This is a genomic window from Prosthecobacter sp. Pr1, assembly GCF_057652315.1.
Genome location: NZ_JBYFBS010000001.1, coordinates 89,452 through 107,495, shown reverse-complemented (window position 1 = coordinate 107,495; position 18,044 = coordinate 89,452). Strand labels below are relative to the sequence as shown.

Annotated in this window: 17 protein-coding genes; 7 read left to right on the top strand and 10 right to left on the bottom strand. The window is 60.7% G+C overall.

Annotation, left to right across the window (positions count from 1 at the left end; genetic code table 11):
* Positions 1-2 precede the first annotated feature (2 nt).
* The 7 genes from kdpA to AC24GY_RS00495 form a co-directional block, all read right to left on the bottom strand.
* A complete protein-coding gene (gene kdpA, locus AC24GY_RS00525; RefSeq protein WP_487679374.1) occupies positions 3-1,715 on the bottom strand; it encodes a potassium-transporting ATPase subunit KdpA in 1,713 nt (570 codons plus the stop codon).
* 12 nt (positions 1,716-1,727) lie between these two features.
* Entirely contained in the window at positions 1,728-1,838 is a 111-nt protein-coding gene (gene kdpF / locus AC24GY_RS00520) for a K(+)-transporting ATPase subunit F (RefSeq protein WP_422317188.1), read from the bottom strand.
* Entirely contained in the window at positions 1,825-1,950 is a 126-nt protein-coding gene (locus AC24GY_RS00515; protein ID WP_422317190.1) for a hypothetical protein, read from the bottom strand. The genes kdpF and AC24GY_RS00515 overlap by 14 nt, the downstream gene beginning before the upstream one ends.
* Before the next feature lie 58 nt (positions 1,951-2,008).
* Positions 2,009-3,955, bottom strand: coding sequence for a potassium transporter Kup (locus AC24GY_RS00510; protein WP_422317192.1), 1,947 nt, complete (start codon positions 3,953-3,955; stop codon positions 2,009-2,011).
* A 102-nt stretch (positions 3,956-4,057) separates the two neighbouring features.
* Positions 4,058-4,387 (bottom strand): pyrimidine/purine nucleoside phosphorylase, encoded by a 330-nt coding sequence (gene ppnP / locus AC24GY_RS00505; RefSeq protein WP_487679371.1) that lies wholly within the window; start codon positions 4,385-4,387, stop codon positions 4,058-4,060.
* 68 nt (positions 4,388-4,455) lie between these two features.
* A complete protein-coding gene (locus tag AC24GY_RS00500; RefSeq protein WP_487679369.1) occupies positions 4,456-5,511 on the bottom strand; it encodes a hypothetical protein in 1,056 nt (351 codons plus the stop codon).
* A gap of 95 nt (positions 5,512-5,606) precedes the next feature.
* Positions 5,607-6,332: a uracil-DNA glycosylase family protein gene (locus AC24GY_RS00495; protein WP_487679367.1), complete on the bottom strand. Its 726-nt coding sequence runs from the start codon at positions 6,330-6,332 to the stop codon at positions 5,607-5,609.
* 90 nt (positions 6,333-6,422) lie between these two features.
* Here AC24GY_RS00495 and AC24GY_RS00490 point away from each other — a divergent pair, with 90 nt between their 5' ends.
* The 4 genes from AC24GY_RS00490 (at position 6,423) to AC24GY_RS00475 (ending at position 12,994) form a co-directional block, all read left to right on the top strand.
* Positions 6,423-7,394, top strand: a complete 972-nt coding sequence (locus tag AC24GY_RS00490) for a trypsin-like peptidase domain-containing protein (RefSeq protein ID WP_487679365.1) — start codon at positions 6,423-6,425, stop codon at positions 7,392-7,394.
* Between the two features lie 40 nt (positions 7,395-7,434).
* Positions 7,435-9,285 (top strand): hypothetical protein, encoded by a 1,851-nt coding sequence (locus tag AC24GY_RS00485; protein ID WP_487679363.1) that lies wholly within the window; start codon positions 7,435-7,437, stop codon positions 9,283-9,285.
* Positions 9,286-9,306: 21 nt separating this feature from the next.
* Positions 9,307-11,562, top strand: coding sequence for an FG-GAP repeat domain-containing protein (locus AC24GY_RS00480; RefSeq protein WP_487679361.1), 2,256 nt, complete (start codon positions 9,307-9,309; stop codon positions 11,560-11,562).
* Between the two features lie 151 nt (positions 11,563-11,713).
* Positions 11,714-12,994, top strand: a complete 1,281-nt coding sequence (locus AC24GY_RS00475; RefSeq protein WP_487679359.1) for a dihydroorotase — start codon at positions 11,714-11,716, stop codon at positions 12,992-12,994.
* Between the two features lie 2 nt (positions 12,995-12,996).
* On the opposite strand, the gene AC24GY_RS00470 is transcribed toward AC24GY_RS00475, so the two are convergent.
* Together AC24GY_RS00470 and AC24GY_RS00465 are read right to left on the bottom strand one after the other, a co-directional pair.
* Entirely contained in the window at positions 12,997-13,659 is a 663-nt protein-coding gene (locus tag AC24GY_RS00470; protein ID WP_487679357.1) for a response regulator, read from the bottom strand.
* A 4-nt stretch (positions 13,660-13,663) separates the two neighbouring features.
* The gene (locus tag AC24GY_RS00465) at positions 13,664-14,503 is read right to left on the bottom strand and encodes a sensor histidine kinase (RefSeq protein ID WP_487679355.1); all 840 of its coding nucleotides are present in this window, start codon (positions 14,501-14,503) and stop codon (positions 13,664-13,666) included.
* Positions 14,504-14,756: 253 nt separating this feature from the next.
* Here AC24GY_RS00465 and AC24GY_RS00460 point away from each other — a divergent pair, with 253 nt between their 5' ends.
* Complete coding sequence (locus tag AC24GY_RS00460) at positions 14,757-15,020, top strand: hypothetical protein (protein ID WP_422317213.1); 264 nt, start codon at positions 14,757-14,759, stop codon at positions 15,018-15,020.
* A gap of 121 nt (positions 15,021-15,141) precedes the next feature.
* On the top strand, positions 15,142-16,026 hold the full coding sequence (locus tag AC24GY_RS00455; protein ID WP_487679352.1) for a polyprenyl synthetase family protein: 885 nt from the start codon (positions 15,142-15,144) through the stop codon (positions 16,024-16,026).
* On the opposite strand, the gene AC24GY_RS00450 is transcribed toward AC24GY_RS00455, so the two are convergent.
* The gene (locus AC24GY_RS00450) at positions 16,020-16,643 is read right to left on the bottom strand and encodes a LolA family protein (RefSeq protein ID WP_487679350.1); all 624 of its coding nucleotides are present in this window, start codon (positions 16,641-16,643) and stop codon (positions 16,020-16,022) included. The genes AC24GY_RS00455 and AC24GY_RS00450 overlap by 7 nt on opposite strands.
* Positions 16,644-16,769: 126 nt before the next feature.
* On the opposite strand from AC24GY_RS00450, the gene fabF reads away from it, so the two are divergent.
* The gene (gene fabF, locus AC24GY_RS00445) at positions 16,770-18,014 is read left to right on the top strand and encodes a beta-ketoacyl-ACP synthase II (protein ID WP_487679348.1); all 1,245 of its coding nucleotides are present in this window, start codon (positions 16,770-16,772) and stop codon (positions 18,012-18,014) included.
* Positions 18,015-18,044: the final 30 nt, after the last annotated feature.

Below are 18,044 nucleotides of genomic sequence, written 5' to 3'. Positions count from 1 at the left end.
GTTTAGAACAAGCGTCCCTGCGCCGTGAGAAAATGCTCAACGATGGGACCGAGGGCGAGAGCAGGCAGGAAATTGAGCGCGCCAATGAGCAGCACGGTACCGATGAGCAGCGCGGTAAACGTGGCGCCGTTCACTGGAAAGGTGCCCGCGCTCGGCGGCACAGCTTGCTTGCCCGCGAGTGAGCCAGCCAGCGCCATGATGGGCACGATCATGAGGAAGCGGCCGACGAACATGGCGATGCCGAGCGTGGTGTTGTACCAAGGGGTGTTGGCCGTGAGACCTGCAAAGGCGCTGCCGTTGTTGCCAGTGGCGGAGCTGTAGGCATAAAGCATCTCACTGAGGCCGTGCGGGCCGCTGTTGTTCAGACCGGCGACGCCCCAGTCACTCACACAGGCCCAGGCGGTGAAGCCGAGGATGCTGAGCGTGAGCACCAGCAGCGTGAGCATGCAGAGCTTGACCTCCTTGGCCTGGATCTTCTTGCCCAGATACTCCGGCGTGCGGCCCACCATGAGTCCCGCGATGAAAACCGCGAGGATGACAAACACGAGCATGCCGTACAAACCCGCGCCGACACCGCCGATGACGACTTCGCCCAGCTCGATCATGAACAACGGCACGAGTCCGCCGATGGCAGTGAACGAGTCATGCATCGAATTCACCGCGCCGCAGGAGGCGGCGGTGGTGATAGTGGCAAACAGCGCCGAATTGAAGATGCCGAAGCGCACCTCCTTGCCCTCCATGTTGCCATCCGCCGCAGCGATGCCGAGCTGCTGATGGATCGGATTGCCAGCGGCTTCAGAGTGCGCGCAGACGAGCACACCGCCGACAAAGAGCACCATCATGGCGGCCCATACGGCCCAGCCGTGCGCTTGATTTTTCACCATGCGCCCGAGGTAGTAGGTCAGACCACTGCCGATGGCGAAGATCGAAAGCATCTGGATGAAGTTCGAGAGCGGCGTCGGGTTTTCGAAAGGATGTGCGGCGTTCGCATTCATGAATCCGCCACCATTGGTGCCGAGCATCTTGATCGCCACCTGCGAGGCCATCGGCCCCTGGGCGATCACCTGCTCCGCACCTTCCAGCGTCTTCACCTTGGTGTAGCCGTCAAAGTTTTGGATCATGCCCTGCGAGACGAGGAAGATCGCGAACACAACGCAGATCGGCAGCAGGAGGTAATAGGTGACGCGGACGAGATCGGCCCAGAAGTTGCCGACGGTCTTCACGGAACTGCGTGCAATGCCCCGCACCAGTGCTGCGGCGATGCCAATGCCGACGGCAGCAGAGGTGAAGTTATGAAACGTCAACCCGACCATCTGCGAGAAATAGGACATCGTGGCCTCACCGCCATAGCTCTGCCAGTTGGTGTTCGTCGTGAAGCTGACGGCGGTGTTGAAAGCCAGGTGATGGCTCAAAGCCGGCAAGCCCTGCGGATTGAGCGGCAGGACATCCTGCAAGCGCAGGATTGCATAAGTGAAGACCACGCCTACGAGGCTGAAGGCCAGCATGGCAAAGGTGTACTGCCGCCACGTTTGCTCGCGCTGTGGATCGATGCCGATCAGCTTGTAGGTGAGCTTTTCCACGGGTTTGAGCACCGGATCCAGCCAAGTGCGCCCGGAGGTGTCGAGCACCTGCATGAGGTACAGGCCCATCGGCTTGGTGATGAGTGTGAGGATGCCCAGAAAGAGGGCGAATTGCAGCCAGTCTGTGGAGTGCATGAGGGTATCAAGTTAGAATTTTTCAGGACGCAGCATCGCCACCGTGAGGTAGGCGAGCAGGGCGAGGGCGATGAGCCCGACGAGGATGGTTTCCATGGCGCGGGTGGGATTAGAGGGTTTCACAGCCACGGGCATAGAGCCCGGCGAGGATGAAGCAGGCCACTGTGAGGCCGAGGTAGATGAGATCGTTCATGGCGTGGTGGAATGTTGTTCCACCGCCAAGATGCCTGCTCACCGGATCCTGCCGAGTTAAAGGCAGGACGTGCGGCGTCAAAAATGCGTTAAAGCGAGGCTTAAATCTCCACCTGCTGCCCCAGCTCGATCACCCGGCCCACCGGAATCTGGAAGTAAGTGGCGGGCTGCTGCGCCAGCTTGCTGGCGAAAGCGAAGAGGTGCTCGCGCCATCTCACCATGCCTGGTTTCGGGCTTGGAACGATGATTTCGCGGCCCAGGAAGAAGGTCGCTTTCTCCGCCGAGACCTCCAGATCTTGATTGGAACATTGGCGCAGCAGGCGCGGCACATCGGGCTTCTGCATGAAGCCGAAGCGGCCGGTCACACGCCAGAAACCTTCAGCGAGACGTTCGACTTCCACACGGCGGCTCGGCGGCACCCAGGGTTCGTCCTCGGTGATCAGTGTCATGAAGATGACGCGCTCATGGATGGCCCGGTAATGCTTCAAGCTGTGCAGCAGCGCAATGGGGGCACGACCGCTGGTGCTCGACATGAAAATGGCGGTGCCGGGCACGCTGATGGGAGGGCTGCGCTTGAGGCTGTCACAGAGCATTTCCTGACTGAGCGAGCTTTTCTCCATCGAGGCGCGCACCAGACGGCGGCCCGTGGCCCAGGTTGTCATGAGCGTGAAGATGATCACACCGACCACGAGCGGGAACCAGCCGCCGTCGAAGAATTTCACCAGGTTGGCGCTGAGGAAGGCGATCTCAATCGCGGCGAACAGCAGGCATAGCGGCAATGTTTTGAGCAGCGACCACCGCCACAGATGACGTGCGGCAAAGTAAAACAGGAAGGTGGTGATGAGCATGGTCATCGTCACGGCCACGCCGTAGGCAGCGGCCAGATTCGTCGAATTGCGGAAGGCCAGCACCAGAGCCAGGCAGGCCAGCATGAGCAGCCAGTTCACCAGCGGAATGTAGATCTGACCGCGGGCGTGTTCCGACGTGTGGCGGATGCTGAGACGTGGCAGGTAACCTAGCTGCACGGCGCTGAGCGTCAGCGAGTAGGTGCCAGTGATGAGCGCCTGCGAAGCGATCACCGTCGCTGCGGTGGCGAGCAGCACGAGCGGCAGTGTGGCCCAGGAGGGAGCCATTTGGAAGAAGGGTGCATGCGCCAGATCCGGCTGCTGCATGAGCATGGCCCCCTGGCCGAGATAGTTCAATGCAAGCGCAGGCAGCACGAGCGAAAACCAGCCACGGCGAATCGGCCCGGCGCCAAAATGCCCCATGTCCGCATACAGCGCCTCGCCGCCGGTGACGGCCAGAAACACACTGCCAAGGATCACGAATGACTTGTGGCCGCCGGTCGTCAAAAAATGCCAGCCGTGCAGAGGATTGAACGCCGCGAGGATTTCCGGGCCCTTGATCAGGTGCGACACACCGAGTGCGGCGAGTGAAACGAACCACAGGCCGGTGATCGGACCAAAAAAGCGCCCCATACGTGCCGTGCCAAGGAACTGCACCGAAAACAGCGCGATGAGAATCACCATGGTGATGCCCATGATGAGCCACTCCCGCTGATCGTCCCATAACAATGCGGCAGCCGCATCCACAGGCGGGCTGCCGAGCAAGCCACCATCCTTGAGACCTTCGATGGCGCTGAGCACGGAAATGGCGGGCGTGATGATGCCATCCCCAAACAGCAGCGCCGCACCAAACAGACCGAGCAGCACGATCACAGCGCGGCGTTTCAAGGCCTCAGACATGCCATGCGACGCCAGCGCCATGAGCGAGAGCACGCCCCCCTCGCCCTTGTTGTCCGCACGCAGAATGAAGACGAGGTATTTGATACAAACGAGCACGATCAGCGCCCAGAGCACCAGCGAAACGACCCCCAGCAGATTTGCGTGCGTCGCGGCCACATGATGCGGGCTGTGCGGACTGAAGCACTCTTTGAGGGTGTAGATCGGGCTGGTGCCGATGTCGCCGAAGACCACACCCAGCGCCGCGATGACGAGGGTGGTGGTGGAATGCTTGTGGAGGCCGGGCTTGTCTGTCGTGTCGTTCATGACGGCGGGAGGATCATCAGAAACGTTCCGGCCTCCAGTGAACGCCCTTGATGGGTGAGTTAAGAATGTGTGAAGATGCTGACGCCTCCCGCAAAAGCCGGATTAATCCAGGAAGGAGCAGATGTATTCGCAGATGCCGGAGCTGACGCTGATGTCGAAGCCGCTGTTGGCTGGAACATCGAAATACTGTCCGCCCGTGTAAGTGGTCTTGGCATCGCCGCCATCGAGCTTCACGACGCAGTCACCGGCCACGATCTCCATGCGCTCCGCCTTGGCGGTGCCAAAATGGAAATCACCGGGATAGATGAGGCCCAGGGTTTTCTTGCTGCCATCAGGAAACAAAATGCTGTGGCTGACGACTTTGCCGTCAAAATAGACGTTCGCTTTGGTGACGGCGGTGACTCCGGAAAATTCGGCGGGGATGGCTGACATAAGGTGCGAGAAATAGGCGATCTTTTCGCACGCGGCAAGCACCGACCTGCTTATTGACTCACAACGGATTACTTCACCGGCACCCCTTGCAACAGGCCGATCGCGGCCCACGAACATCCCCAGTAGGTGTAAATGCCGGTGGCATCCTTGAAGGATTTCGCTTTGGCTGGGCCGCTGCGGTCGACCTGGCTGATGTGCGTTATGTCGATGGGCCAGCTGCCATCTGCGCGCTGGGTCTGGAGCAGCCAGTGCTGGGCACGGGCGATGGCGTTTGCTGTGGGTGGATCAGCCGCAAGTTCTTGCAGCACATAAAGCACCTGACCAGTGGCGAGCACGTCGCTCATGTTTTCTCCGAGGATGTAGCTCCAGCCTCCATCGCCGCGCTGCCGTTTGACGATGTCTTTGATCAAAGATTGGGCCTCTTCCGGCTTGCCAATGCGGCGTGCATAGAGCGTGCGGAAAACGAGCGACTCCATAGTGGTGGGTGCGTCCTTCTTTTGCAGCACTGGGGCGGCCTTGGCCTGCACCGCGGCAGCCTCTGATGCCGCCGGCTGCGGGGTGGCCAGAGCGATCAGGTGGAGACGCAGGGCGTTGGCCTGCGCATCACCCGCACCGCGTTTCTGCATGCCGGAAAACTGCCCCGCAGGAGTCCATGAACCATCCGGCTTTTGATCCGCAGCAATCAGTTTGGTCAATTCAGACGCGGACCGCTCCGGGAGGGCCAGGATCATCAGCGCGGCTCCCTCAAGCCCCGACCGCTTGTCCGTCGCACGCTCGACCGCCCATGCCTGCCATTCCTCGTACTTTTTGGCATCCACGGCAAATCCACGCCGCTGGGCTTCGCGGTGGCTCCACAGCATCTCTGGCATGTGATGGCAGCCGTTGCAGTTTTTGGCAGTCATCCATTCCTCCCCTTCCCTCTCAATAAAGCCGAGACTCTTGGTGATGCCGGCGCGGAGTTCCGTCTCGCTCGGCGGCTTTACCGGCTCCGCAGTTTTCGCCGGAGCTTGCTTGGCTGCCTCAGCGGGATTCGCCGCTGCCGGGGCCTTGTCATCCGCGTGGACAATCGACACAGCGCCCACCATCAGCACGAGCAGATACGTCAGGTTGCGAGTCTCGTTCATACAGCCTTGAACGCTCTTGCGGCGGAGTTTTTGCAACTGCGGCCTGCCGCTTTTGTTGGACAATCGCAGGCTGACCGAAATTTCCCACGCGACAATCACTCCCACACGCCCAGCTTCATCAGTTGCTTCGTGGCGGCTCCGGCCCAGTCACGATTGGCAGCGGGGCTGGCAGGGCTGGGATGGAGGACACGGCCGGTTTGGAATCTGCCGTGCATGGCTTCTTTGGCACGCAGGGCACGCTCTTCAGCGAAGGCACCGACACCGATCACCCACTCGGGCTGCAGGGCGGCAATGACGGCGCGCAGATGTGCATCACAGGCCACTTCCATGGCGGTGGTTTCGGCGGCGGGCAGTTTGTCCGGCGTGTGGTTGCGCCCGCTGGCCTCGATGAAAACGAGCGGGCAGTAGTTGGCGACGAAGTGGTCTTTGAAGAAGGCTTCCGCTTTGCCGAACCTCTGGGCAAACAGGCCCCACAGGCGTCTGCCGCTGACTTCGGAATTCGGGCAGTCAAAGCCGACGACGGGGCGCTTCGGATGCTCGCGCTCCGGTTTGCCCACAGGCTCATGGATGCCCATCCAGTCACGCACAGCGGCGATTTCCCCGAAGGGAACGCCGGTCTGCGTCATGCCAAAGGGGCCGGGGTTCATGCCCACGAAGACGACACGTTTTTTGCTGCCGCCAAAACGGCGCAGATAGGCCTCATGCGGCACCCAGGCGTAGTCGAGCGGCTGATAGACATACTCGACCGGCGCGGCAAAGCGCAGCGGGCGCAGGGTTTCGCGCAGGGTCTGGGCGGCGGAGATGAGAGCGTTGGCGGGCATCAGTGCATGAGATGCGCGGAGATTCGTCGAGTCAAGATGTGCAAAAAGAACTCGTATCCTCAAACTCGTCCGCTAGAGTTTGAATCCGTAATGCGAAACAACCTGAGCTTCGGAATCCTGGTGGCGGCCTGCCTTGCGGCCTCATCGTTGTCGGCGGAAAACGTCAAGATCGTGCTCAAAAACGGCGCTGAACTGCGCGGTGAAGTGCTCAAGGACCGCGAAGATGCCGTGGTGCTGGATCTCGGTCACACCGTCCTGACCGTGCCGCGCTCGGAGATTTCTATTTTTGAAAAGGCTGGCTCGTCTGCCGCCAAAACCACCACCGTGCAGGGCGAGGACATCTACTTTGTGGAACCCTCACGCGAGGCCATGACGGTGGAAAAGAACGTCCAGCGCGTGGCGGAGTCCGTGGTGCAGATTCAAACGGCCTCCGGTCTCGGCTCCGGGTTCATCATCAACAAGCTCGGCTACGTCATCACCAACCAGCACGTCATCGCCGGAGAGCGCGAGATCACCGTGGTGGTGTATCGCAAAAAGCCCGACGGCCTGGAGAAGCAGCAGTTTACGAAGGTGAAGATCATCGCCATGAACGGCTTCCTTGATCTCGCCATCCTGCAGATCGACGACGCTGCCGTGGCCAGCCTGCCGTTCGTCCCCATGGGCGACTCCGATGCCCTCACGCAAGGTCAGGACGTGTTTGCCATTGGCAGTCCGCTGGGGCTGGAGCGCTCGGTCTCCAAGGGCATCGTCAGCATCCGTGCACGCGAGAGCGGCGGCCGCTGGTACATTCAAAGCACGACGCAGATCAACCCCGGCAACTCCGGCGGGCCGCTCTTCAACGCACGCGGCGAGGTCGTGGGCGTGAACAACATGAAGACCGCCGGTGTCGGCGTCGAAGGTCTGGGCTTTTCGATTCCTTCGAACGTGCTGAAGCTCTTCCTGAAAAATCGCGAGGCCTTTGCCTTTGACCCGCGTAATCCCAACAGCGGCTTCCGCTATCTTCCGCCGCCTGCACCACCTCAGGAAAAAATTAAGTCTGAATCTGTAACCACAGGCGGCTGATTTTTCTGTACTGGGTATCACCCGCTTCCTTCCACTTTCTATGAAACGCGCCTCCATCCTCTTTTCACTGCTGCTTGCCAGCATCCTCCCCGCCTCCGCCGCCGACCGGCTGGAGCAATGGTACAATCTCATGCCCAAGGACACGGTCGGTGTCATCGCCATCAAGAACACTCCGGAACTGCTCACCGACTGGGACAAGAGCAACTACGCGAAGTTCATGCAGGACGACGAAGCCAAACGCTGGATGGCCCCCATGCGCAAAGACGGCGACACTCCCTGGGACAAGTTCTTCAAGGACACCTACGGCAGCGGCATGTACGACACCCTCAAGGATTATCCAGGTGCGCTGGTAAGCTTTTTGGTGGTCGGAGACATCTCCCAGTTCGACAAAAATCCGCCGAACGTCTCGCTGTGTGAAATCGCCGGCAAACAGAAGGAGATCGAGGCCCACAAGCTCGCCGAAGTGGAAGCCAAGAAAAAGGAGAACGCAGACGTCAAGCTCCGCACCGAGGACATCGGTGGCGTGAGCGTTCAGATTGCCGCGCTGTCTGACGCCGCGGATGCGCCATGGATCCTGGCCTGGGCGGTGGTCGGAGACGTGATGATCGAGGCGAACACCCACGCGCTCATGGAATACATGATCGGTGCGCTGAAGAACAACGCCGGTGATCCTCCCGGCGCCGCACGCGAGCACCTCTCCCGCATCGGCCAGGTGACCAACGGCGGCGGTGACATGCTGCTTTATTTCAACGGCGTGAGGCTGCTCGACCTCGGCGAGCAGGCGTTCGCCGCTGCGGAAGCCAAAAAGAAAGCGGACGGCGACAGGGCTGCCGCCGGTAGGGCCGCCGCCGGCGGACTCGACATCTTCAAGCCGAAGATGATCATGGACATGCTCGGCGCGCAGGAACTGCAGGCCTTTGCCATCACCGCAGAATTGACGGACACCCAGTCACGCATGGACGTGACGATCCTGCATCCGCAGAAGCCCACGGGACTTCTCTCCTTGATGCGCGGTTCCAGCAACGAAGTGACGCTGCCCGCCTTCATCCCCGCCGGCATCCTGACCGCCAGTGTTTCACGCATGGATTTCGGCACGGTGTATGACGGCCTCCTTGGCATGATTGGAAAACTTGGCCCCATGGCGATGATGGTGACGATGCAGATTCCTCAGCTCGAAGGCCAGCTGGGCTTCAAGATCCGTGAGGATCTCTTTGGCAGCCTGGCTGATGAAGTCATTCAGGTGCAGGATGGCAGTGGCACCAAGGAAAGCCAGGTCATGGGCTTCAAGATCAAGGATGCCGACAAGCTCGGCGGCGTGCTCGAAGGTCTGAAGCGCTACGTCGGTGCCGGTTTCGGCGCCTTTGAGGAAAGCGATTACCTCGGCTTCAAAATCAACACGCTCAAATTGACCCAGACGGCCAACGCCGCCACCGAAGTTGCCTTCTGCAACACCGGCAAGTATCTGTTCATCTCTGTGGGCGGTCAGGACACGCTGAACAAAGTCCTGGGTCGCATCAAGGATCCCTCCGGCCCCAGCGTCTGGGACAATCCGCATGTGCAGAACCTCCTCTCGCTGGTTCCCAAAAACTACAGCGGCGTCGGTGTCACGGATGCCGGTCGCCTGATGAACACGATCGCCACCGCCGCCGCCACGCTCGAAAGCAAAACTGGAGCCAAGGGCAAGGCCGCTGCGAAAAAGAAAGGCCCCGGCAAGAAAGCTCTGGCCCCCGAGGAAGCAGCCGCCGCTGCTGCCAGCAGCTGGTTTGACGCCAGCGCACGTCCTTCCAATGAGACCTTCGAGCGCTACTTTGGCAGCCTTCTCAGCACCACTTATTCCCACCCGGACTCCATTCAGGTTCACTACCTGACCACGCCCGTCGAGGCCAAATAAGTCCCACCCCCATCGCACGCCATGCGTCTCGCCTTCCTGCCGTTGCTCTTTGCGACCAGCCTTCTTGCTGACAAACCCGCACTGTATTTCGACGGCCCGGAGATCGTGAAACTCGACTGGAACACCGCCAGCCCGCATGCCGCTGACTTCAATGGCGATGGCCTGACCGACCTCGCCATCGTCAATGCTTCACGGGCGCGCATCGAGTTTCTCCTGCAGCGCAAGGACGGCGTGCAGCCCGGTGCGCCGGAAAAGTCCGCCCGCGCCGACCGCTGGAACCCGATCCTCGAAGTCTCACGCTTTGACAAGCAGCCGCTCGTCATCGGGCGTGCGGCGCTCGCCCTCGTCGTGGGTGATTGGAATGGAGACAAGAAGGCGGACATCGCCTTCCTCACCGATGAGGACAAACTCGTGCTGCGCATGCAGGACGACAAAGGCACCTGGGCAGCCAAGCGCGAGTTCACCCTCGACTCCACTGCAGACGACACGGAAGTGCTCGTCGCACGTGATTTGAACAGTGACGGGCGCGATGACATCGCCCTGCTCACCAGCACCCGTTTGATGGTGCTGCTGCAAACCAAGCCCGGCGAGTGGGCGGAGCCGCAGAACTACGCCTTGGGCGAAGGCGGCTGCGCTGGATTGGCCAGCACTGATCTCAATGACGATGGACGTGCCGACCTATTCTACACCGCCCCGGATGGCGACGCGCTGCTCGTCCGCCTGCAGCATGAAGGCACCACCTTTGGCGAGGAGTGGCGGCTCGAAATCCCCGCCGCGCGCCACTGGCTGCATGCCATCCGCCTGGGTGGCAAGAAATCCGGCGTCGCCTGGATCCAGGATGAAACGAACATGGTGGAAGTCGCGAAGCTCACTCAAGGCACCGCCGAACCCGACTCCGATCACGCTGCCACCATCCGCTATGCCATGCCGCCCACGGAATCCAAAAACGGTGCCGTGGCCTATGGAGACCTGACCGGTGACGGGCATGCCGATGTCATCATGTCCGAGCCCAAGGCAGCGCGTGCCTGGTTGTTTCAAGGCAGCGCCAGCGGCGCCTTCAGTGAGGGGCGCGAGTTCCCCATCCTCAGTGGTGTGGAGTCCCTGGCCATCGCCGATGTGGATGGTGACAAGAAAGCTGAGCTCGTGCTGCTCAGCCCCGGTGAACAGTCCATCGGCGTGGCCCACTGGCAGGACAACCGCCTGCTCTACCCCGAGATCATCTATCAGGCCAAAGAGGGCGAAACCCTGCTCACCCTGACCACCGACTCAGCCGTTCTTTGCGTCACCGAGATCAAGTCCAAGCCCCAGCTCGTCACATTGCGCAAGACGGCTGGAGCCAAAGGCTTCACCGCCACCACGCAGGAGCTCACTGTCAAGACCGGCCGCATCAACGGCATCCGCGTCGTCGATGCCAATCAGGATGGCCGTGGCGACCTCGCCTTGTTTTCCAATCTCGGCCCCATGCAGCTGCTGCTGAGCAATGCGGACGCCAAAGCGCCCTACAAGCGCGTCGAGGGCATCCCGGATTCCTTTGTCAGCAAACTCACCCCCGCCGCACTGACCACGGGAGATCTGGATGGCGACGGCAAGGCGGAGATCATCATCGCCCATCAGCAGCTGGCGCGTGCGTTCAAGGTCGATGCTGAGGGCAAGGCGACCATCGTGGAGCAGTTCAACGCCCCGGATGCCGCCGCCGAGCTGCACAGCGCGCTGGTCTCCCGCAAGAACGGCAAGATTTCCGTGCTGCTGATCGACGCCACGCACAGCAAGCTGCACGAACTCACCGCTGGCACAGACCGCGTCTTTCGCGCGGATCACACCCATGCACTGCCCGCCATGACGCCTGAGCAGTGCGTCCTACTGACTGCGGAGCAAAGCACCAAGCTGCTGCTGCTTGGCAAAAACAGCTTCCAGATCGCTCCTTTGGATGGCTCCACGCTCAAACTCGAAACCGTGGCGACCTTTGACAGCGAATTGAAGGACACTACGCCCTCAGACCTCATGGCCGCTTCGTTCTCCGGCGAAGATGTGGATGACATCGCCCTGATCGACACCGCCAAAAGCCGCGTGGTCGAAATCTTCCAGCCCGCCGCCGGGCAGAAATGGGAGAGCGCCATGTACTTCCGTGTCTTCGAGACGGATCCTCATTTCCGTGGCAAAATGGGCCTCGAAAACGAGCCCCACGATTACGCCGCCCTGGATCTCAATGGCGATGGCCGCCTGGACCTCTGCCTCCTGACGCATGATCGTGCGCTGCTCTACGTGCGGAAGAAGTGAAAGTGATGCGGGCACACCTGCCTGCAAAACGAGCGTCCAGGGCCATTCGTTACAGGCAGGATTGCCCGCAGCACTTGGAGAGTCCCCCGCTTCAGACGATCTCATTTCACAGGCTTGCGCAGGCGGAAATCATGCCTGACATCATGGCTGCATGAAACGCCTTTACCGCAACGCCCAGATCGCCAGCGAAGACAGTCCCCAGCTCCAGACAGCCGATGTGCTCGTCGAGGGTGGCCAGATCATCGGCGTGGCACCAAGCATCACCGGCGTCGAAAACGCAGAAATCATTGACTGCACCAGCCGCATTCTGCTGCCCGGGCTCTTTGACATCCACGTCCATGCCCGTGAACCCGGCCAGGAGGACAAGGAAAACATCGCCTCCTGTGCCGAGGCCGCGATCAACGGCGGCGTCACCGGCTTTGTCATGATGCCGAACACCACGCCAGCCATCGACAATGCGGGTGTCGTCCGCAGCGTGCTCGAGAGCGCCCGCCGCACGCGCATCGGCCCCGGCATCTACACCAGTGGAGCCATCACCAAGGGCCGCAAGGGCGAGGAACTCGCCGGCATGGCCGGCATGAAGTCCGCCGGCTGCGTCATGCTCACCGACGACGGTTACGCCGTGGACAACCCCCAGGTGCTGCGGCGAGCGATGGAATACGCACGTGACTACGACCTGCCGCTGTCCAGCCATTGCGAGCTCAAGGCGCTCAGCGGCAAGGGCTGCATGCATGAGGGCAAGATCAGCTACGCCCTCGGCCTGCCGGGCATCCCGAACATCAGCGAGGAGATCTGCATCTCACGCGACATCCGCCTCGCCGAATACACCGGCGTGCATCTCAACATCCAGCACGTCACCACCATCGAAGGCATGCGCACGATCAAACGTGCCAAGGATCGCGGGATCCGCGTCACCTGCGAGATCACGCCGCATCACTTGATGTTCAATCATGAGCACATCGGCGATTACGACACGCACTACAAGATGAACCCGCCGCTGCGCACGCCGGAGGACAATGCCGCGCTGCTTCAGGGCCTCAAGGACGGCTGGTTCGACGTCATCGCCACGGACCATGCCCCGCACACGCCGTTCGAGAAGAATCAGGACTTCGCCAGCGCCCCCTTCGGCATCACCGGCCTCGAAAGCGCCCTGGTCTCGCTCTATGACAGCTTCATCGCCAAGGACATCCTGGGTTGGCAGCTCATCGTGCAGCGCTACAGCGCCGAGCCGCGCCGACTCATGAAACTGGCACCCGTTCCGATCAAGGAAGGCGGCACCGCCGAGTTCATCGTCTTCAATCCCGCCCGCACCACCACCTTCAGCCGCGGCTTCATGAAGTCGAAAAGCATCAACACCCCCTTCCTCGACAAAACCCTGCAAGGCATGGTCGAGCGTGTGATGTATCGCGGTGAGGAACTGCTGGCGCGGTAATTTCAGCCCAGCCCGAGATCACGCGCCTTAAGCGCGGCTCCTGTGCGGTCGGCCACCTGCAGCTTGTCCAGAATGCGGGTCATGTGATTCTTCACCGTCCCTTCAGTAAGGCTCAAAGCAGAGGCAATTTCCTTGTTGCTCATGCCCCGCACCAGATGCTGGAGAATCTCCACTTCACGCTCAGAGAGCATGCTGGCGAGGCGGCGTTCCTCACCGCTCAGCGCGGTGGGTCGGGAGAGGCGGTTGAACTCCGCCACCACGTGGGTGGCAATGGTGGGCTGCAGGTAGGTCTGGCCGGCAGCGACGACCCGGATGGCATCCAGCATCTGCGGCATTGGAGTGTTTTTGAGAATGTAACCGGAGGCACCTGCACGCAGGGCCTCAAAGACATCCTTTTCCTGATCAAAGACGCTGAGCACCAGCACCCGTATGCCGGGATGCCTGTCACGAATGCGCCGGGTGGCCTCCGCTCCGCACATCACCGGCATTTGCAGATCCATCAGCACGACCTGCGGCATGTGTTCCGCAGTCAGTTTCAGGGCCTCCTCGCCGTTGGCAGCTTCGGCAACCACCTCCACACTGCTGTCGAGCTCAAGCAGGATGTGCATCGCTTCACGAAACGATGCCTGATCATCAACGAGAAGGGTCTTGATGGGTGATTTCATGCGTTCAAGCAGGGATAATCATGCGACAGCAGCCACCTCCCTGCTGCTCCGTTCCTGCGAAAAACTCACCATTGAGCAATGCCGCACGTTCGCGCAGGCCTTTCAATCCATGGCTGTTTTCCGGGATTCGGCTGAAGCCACGGCCATTGTCCGTCACACTTAGCATGATGCGTGCATCCGAAGTAAAATCCAGATGCACCGCGATTTCCGACGCACCCGAATGCCGGCACGCGTTGGTGATGCCTTCCTGCGCACAGCGATAGAGCGAAATTTCCACCAGAGATGGCAACGCACGTGACTTGCCAGACTGCTGCAGCACCAGCTTCAGCCCGGGCCGTTCAGCACCTGTGATCAGCGAAGTCAGCGACTCGGCGAGCGTGCGCTGCTCCTGCGGCGTCGCACGCAGGGAGGCCACCGAACGTCGGATTTCCGCCAGCCCTTCACGGCTGGAGCGCTGCGCCTTCTGGACCGCATCCAGCGCACGGGCGGGCTCCTGCTTCATCAAAGACTCCGCAACATCGAGCTGTGCCCCCACCACCGTCAGACTGTGCCCCACCGCGTCATGGATCTCCCGTGCCAGGCGGTTGCGCTCCTGCTCCACGGCGAGCAGCGCCGCCTGCTCCGCCTGCAGCTCGAGCTGGGCGTTGGCGGTGCGCAGTTCCGCCGCCAGACGCGCCGTGTTCATGCGCTGCCTCGACGCTTGCGTCATCGCAAAGGAACAGCCCATGATGAACACACTGGTGGAGATCTGGCCGCACATCCAAAACACCGCCGGATGCAGGCCACGCATGGTATGCTCATGCGCCGTGGAAATGGCCAGAGTAATGCAAATCACCAAAAACATGTGCCGGCGCCTTCTCAAAAGCACTCCAGAAAAACCAGCCACGGGCATCCAAAACCATTGCTGCATGCCGATGGGATTGAATGACCCGGCCAGATGGTTGCAGATGAGAGCAAGCAGGGCTTGCACGCCAAGAATCCCGACGACCTGCGCTCTGTTGTGGCCTATTTCCTTTCTAGGGCGCTCCTCCTGATAGAGGTCGAATAACAGTCGTTTGAGGAAAAAGCGATTCCAAAAAAACGTCAGCAATCCACAGATGATCAGCTTCGTCGCCTTGGCAGCCATGTTGCTTTGGAACATCAGACAGCCAATCCAGGCGATGGGCATCAGGCTGATCCATGCCAAGATTGCAGCCGCGACCAAAACCATCCAACTGGCGGAGAGATATTTACCTTCAGGACGTGCCCCTCCCACTTTTAAACCTCCCTGGCTGAATGATTTAGACACTTTTATTGATAGCATGAATCAGCTTATCTTTCACATATTTGTCTTATTCGCGACAACTCCCGGCATTACATGACTTTAGTCATATTCAGCGGAAGCCTCCGCATGGTGGCGATGGATGGAACCCGATCCTGGATCCCCCCTCTCCTGTTAATCTCGCTTGAATTGAGGCGGACTCACGGCTTCACAATCACCCCATGTCCGATCTCAAAGAATACCTCGCCCAGCGCTGCCAGTTTGTTGATACAGCGCTGAACCGTCTCATCCCGGGCTCGGACACGCGGCCAACCATCCTTCACCAAGCGATGAGGCACAGCATGTTCGCGGGCGGCAAACGGCTGCGGCCGATCCTCTGCCTCGCGGCGGCGGAAGCCTGCGGCGGCACGACGGAAGATGCGGTTTTCAATGCCTGCGCGGTCGAATGCCTGCACACCTACTCGCTCATCCATGACGACCTGCCCTGCATGGACGACGACGACATGCGCCGCGGGGTGCCGACCTGCCACAAGGTCTATGGCGAGGCCATCGCTCTACTCGCGGGTGATGCGCTGCAGGCCCTGGCGTTTGAACTGGTGACGAAGACACCCATGTCATCGACTCATCCCACGGCGGTGATGGTGCTGGAACTCGCACGCACGGCAGGCAGCCTGCATCTTGTGGGTGGTCAGGTGGCGGATCTGGAAGGCGAGGGCAAAAAACTTCCCTTGGAAGACCTGCGCTTCATCCACGAAGGCAAAACCGCCGCACTGCTCACCACCAGCGTGAAACTGGGTGGCATGAGCGCCAGCGCGAGTCCTGAGCAGATGCAGGCGCTGCATGACTTCGGCATGGCCACCGGTCTGGCTTTCCAGATCATCGACGACATCCTCGACGTGACCCAGACGAGCGAAAAACTCGGCAAAAGCGCCGGCAAGGACATCGCGGCAGAAAAAAGCACCTACCCGGCGCTGATGGGCCTGGAAGCCTCCCGCGCGGAAGCGCACCGCCTCACCGAGGTGTCACACCGGGCGCTGGATGTGTTTGGTGACGCCGCCTTGCGGCTGCGCCAGCTTTCCGACCACCTGCTGAACCGGGATTATTGAGGCCGAAACAGCTGAGCTAAATCGCCCACGAGCTTCTCAGGAGGACCAAAATTGAGCAGCAGCGTGGACCCATCTCCCTGCACCACGCGGAAGCCGAGGAGCCGCCTGCCGCCGGGCTCAATCTGCATGTCGAGCTGCCGAAGATACTTTTTGATGAGCAGCGGCCGTGGAATCATGGCCACGGTGGTGTAGCTCTTCTCCTGCTGGGTGACCTTGAGTGTGAAATTGTTCGTCAGGGATTCAGTGTCCATTTCCCGGCCGCTGAGGAATTTCATCCAGATGCGCACCCGGCTGTCATCGGGCTTCAGGGTCTGCCAGGAGACGTCTGCGCTTTCTTTGAGGCGCACGGTTTCCTTGTCGAAGACCAGGATCGTCGTTGCGGGCGACCCAAGTTCCAGGCGAAAACGGCCGTCGGTCATGCGCCAAAAACGACCGCTGGTGCTCACAGGCTCCTTGAGCGCAGGGGTGGTGCGGGTCTGCTGAAAGGCGACTTTGATGCTGCCAATGCCTTTCTCAGCCGCCATCCACTCACGCATCACGGGCGGAATGAGGGCAGGATCCGGCGCCGCCTGGGCGGGCAGCGTCAGCCAGAAGGCAGCGGCAAGAATGGATGACAAACGAATCACACAGCAAGCCAGACACCCAAAACAACCAAGTCTCAAGCTTTTCGCTGCCATGTTTTCCCTTGCCCCCCCGTGCAATCCGTGTTCTCTGAACTTTCGAACCAACCCCTATTTATACACATGAGCGAGCGTCGCGTAGTCATCACCGGCATGGGAGTTATCTCCCCGGTCGGCAACACCAAAGATGACTTTTGGAAGAACATCCAGGCAGGCAAGAGCGGCATCCGCCGCATCCAGTCCATGGACACCGAAAAGTACGACTGCAAGATCGCGGGCGAGGTGGTGGACTTTGATCCGACCGTCCATTTCAACAACCACAAGGACGCACGCCGCGCCGACCGCTACTTCCAGTTTGCCATGGCAGCCTCGAAAATGGCCGCCAAGGACGCTGGTCTGAACCCGGACAGCCTGGACCCCCACCGCGTGGGCGTCATGGTTGGCAGTGGTATCGGCGGTCTCGGTACCCTGGAAACCCAGTATGAAGTGCTGCTGACGAAGTCCCCTTCCCGCGTCTCCCCTTTCATCATCCCGATGATGATCTCGAACATCGCCAGCGGCATGATCGCGGCGGAATACGGCTTCATGGGACCGAACATGGCCATCGTCACGGCCTGCGCGACTTCCAATAACAACATCGGTGAGGCCTGGCGGAACATCAAATTCGGCGATGCCGACGTGATGATCTGTGGTGGCGCTGAAGCCTCCATCCGCCCCTGCGGTCTGGCCGGATTCGCCAACATGAAAGCCCTGAGCATGCGGAACGACGACCCTGAGCGTGCCTCCCGCCCCTGGGACAAGGACCGCGACGGCTTCGTCATGGGCGAAGGCGCCGGTGTCGTCGTCATTGAAGAACTCGATCACGCCAAAAAGCGCGGAGCCACCATTTACGCCGAACTCGTCGGTTATGGCGCCACGGCAGATGCCTACCACCTCACCTCACCGCATCCCGAAGGTCTGGGCGCAGCCAAGTGCATGGAGATGGCCCTGCGTCATGCCAAGCTGAACGTGACGGATGTGCAGTACATCAACGCCCATGCCACCTCGACCCCCGTCGGCGATTTGTGCGAACTGCGCGCCATCAAGCGCGTGTTCGGTGAATACGCCACGAAGGGACTGCTGGTCTCCGGCACCAAGTCGATGACCGGTCACCTACTCGGCGCTGCCGGCGGCGTGGAACTCATCGCCTCCATTTACGCGATCAAGGACCAGGTGGTGCCACCCACGATCAACGTCGAGAACCTCGATCCCGAGGTGGATGTGGACGTGGTGCCAAACACCGCCCGCCCTGCCAAAGTGGACGCCGTCCTGAGCAACTCCTTCGGCTTCGGCGGTCACAACGCCGCGCTGCTGATCAAGAAGTTCTAAGACTGATCGCCGCAGCGGTGTCTTTTTGAA

Bases quoted from the DNA above. Each gene is read 5' to 3' on its own strand.
- kdpA (WP_487679374.1), bottom strand. From the start codon at position 1,715: ATGCACTCCACAGACTGGCTGCAATTCGCCCTCTTTCTGGGCATCCTC.
- AC24GY_RS00510 (WP_422317192.1), bottom strand. From the start codon at position 3,955: ATGAACGACACGACAGACAAGCCCGGCCTCCACAAGCATTCCACCACC.
- ppnP (WP_487679371.1), bottom strand. From the start codon at position 4,387: ATGTCAGCCATCCCCGCCGAATTTTCCGGAGTCACCGCCGTCACCAAA.
- AC24GY_RS00500 (WP_487679369.1), bottom strand. From the start codon at position 5,511: ATGAACGAGACTCGCAACCTGACGTATCTGCTCGTGCTGATGGTGGGC.
- AC24GY_RS00495 (WP_487679367.1), bottom strand. From the start codon at position 6,332: ATGCCCGCCAACGCTCTCATCTCCGCCGCCCAGACCCTGCGCGAAACC.
- AC24GY_RS00490 (WP_487679365.1), top strand. From the start codon at position 6,423: ATGCGAAACAACCTGAGCTTCGGAATCCTGGTGGCGGCCTGCCTTGCG.
- AC24GY_RS00485 (WP_487679363.1), top strand. From the start codon at position 7,435: ATGAAACGCGCCTCCATCCTCTTTTCACTGCTGCTTGCCAGCATCCTC.
- AC24GY_RS00480 (WP_487679361.1), top strand. From the start codon at position 9,307: ATGCGTCTCGCCTTCCTGCCGTTGCTCTTTGCGACCAGCCTTCTTGCT.
- AC24GY_RS00475 (WP_487679359.1), top strand. From the start codon at position 11,714: ATGAAACGCCTTTACCGCAACGCCCAGATCGCCAGCGAAGACAGTCCC.
- AC24GY_RS00470 (WP_487679357.1), bottom strand. From the start codon at position 13,659: ATGAAATCACCCATCAAGACCCTTCTCGTTGATGATCAGGCATCGTTT.
- AC24GY_RS00465 (WP_487679355.1), bottom strand. From the start codon at position 14,503: ATGTTTTTGGTGATTTGCATTACTCTGGCCATTTCCACGGCGCATGAG.
- AC24GY_RS00460 (WP_422317213.1), top strand. From the start codon at position 14,757: ATGATCAGCTTCGTCGCCTTGGCAGCCATGTTGCTTTGGAACATCAGA.
- AC24GY_RS00455 (WP_487679352.1), top strand. From the start codon at position 15,142: ATGTCCGATCTCAAAGAATACCTCGCCCAGCGCTGCCAGTTTGTTGAT.
- fabF (WP_487679348.1), top strand. From the start codon at position 16,770: ATGAGCGAGCGTCGCGTAGTCATCACCGGCATGGGAGTTATCTCCCCG.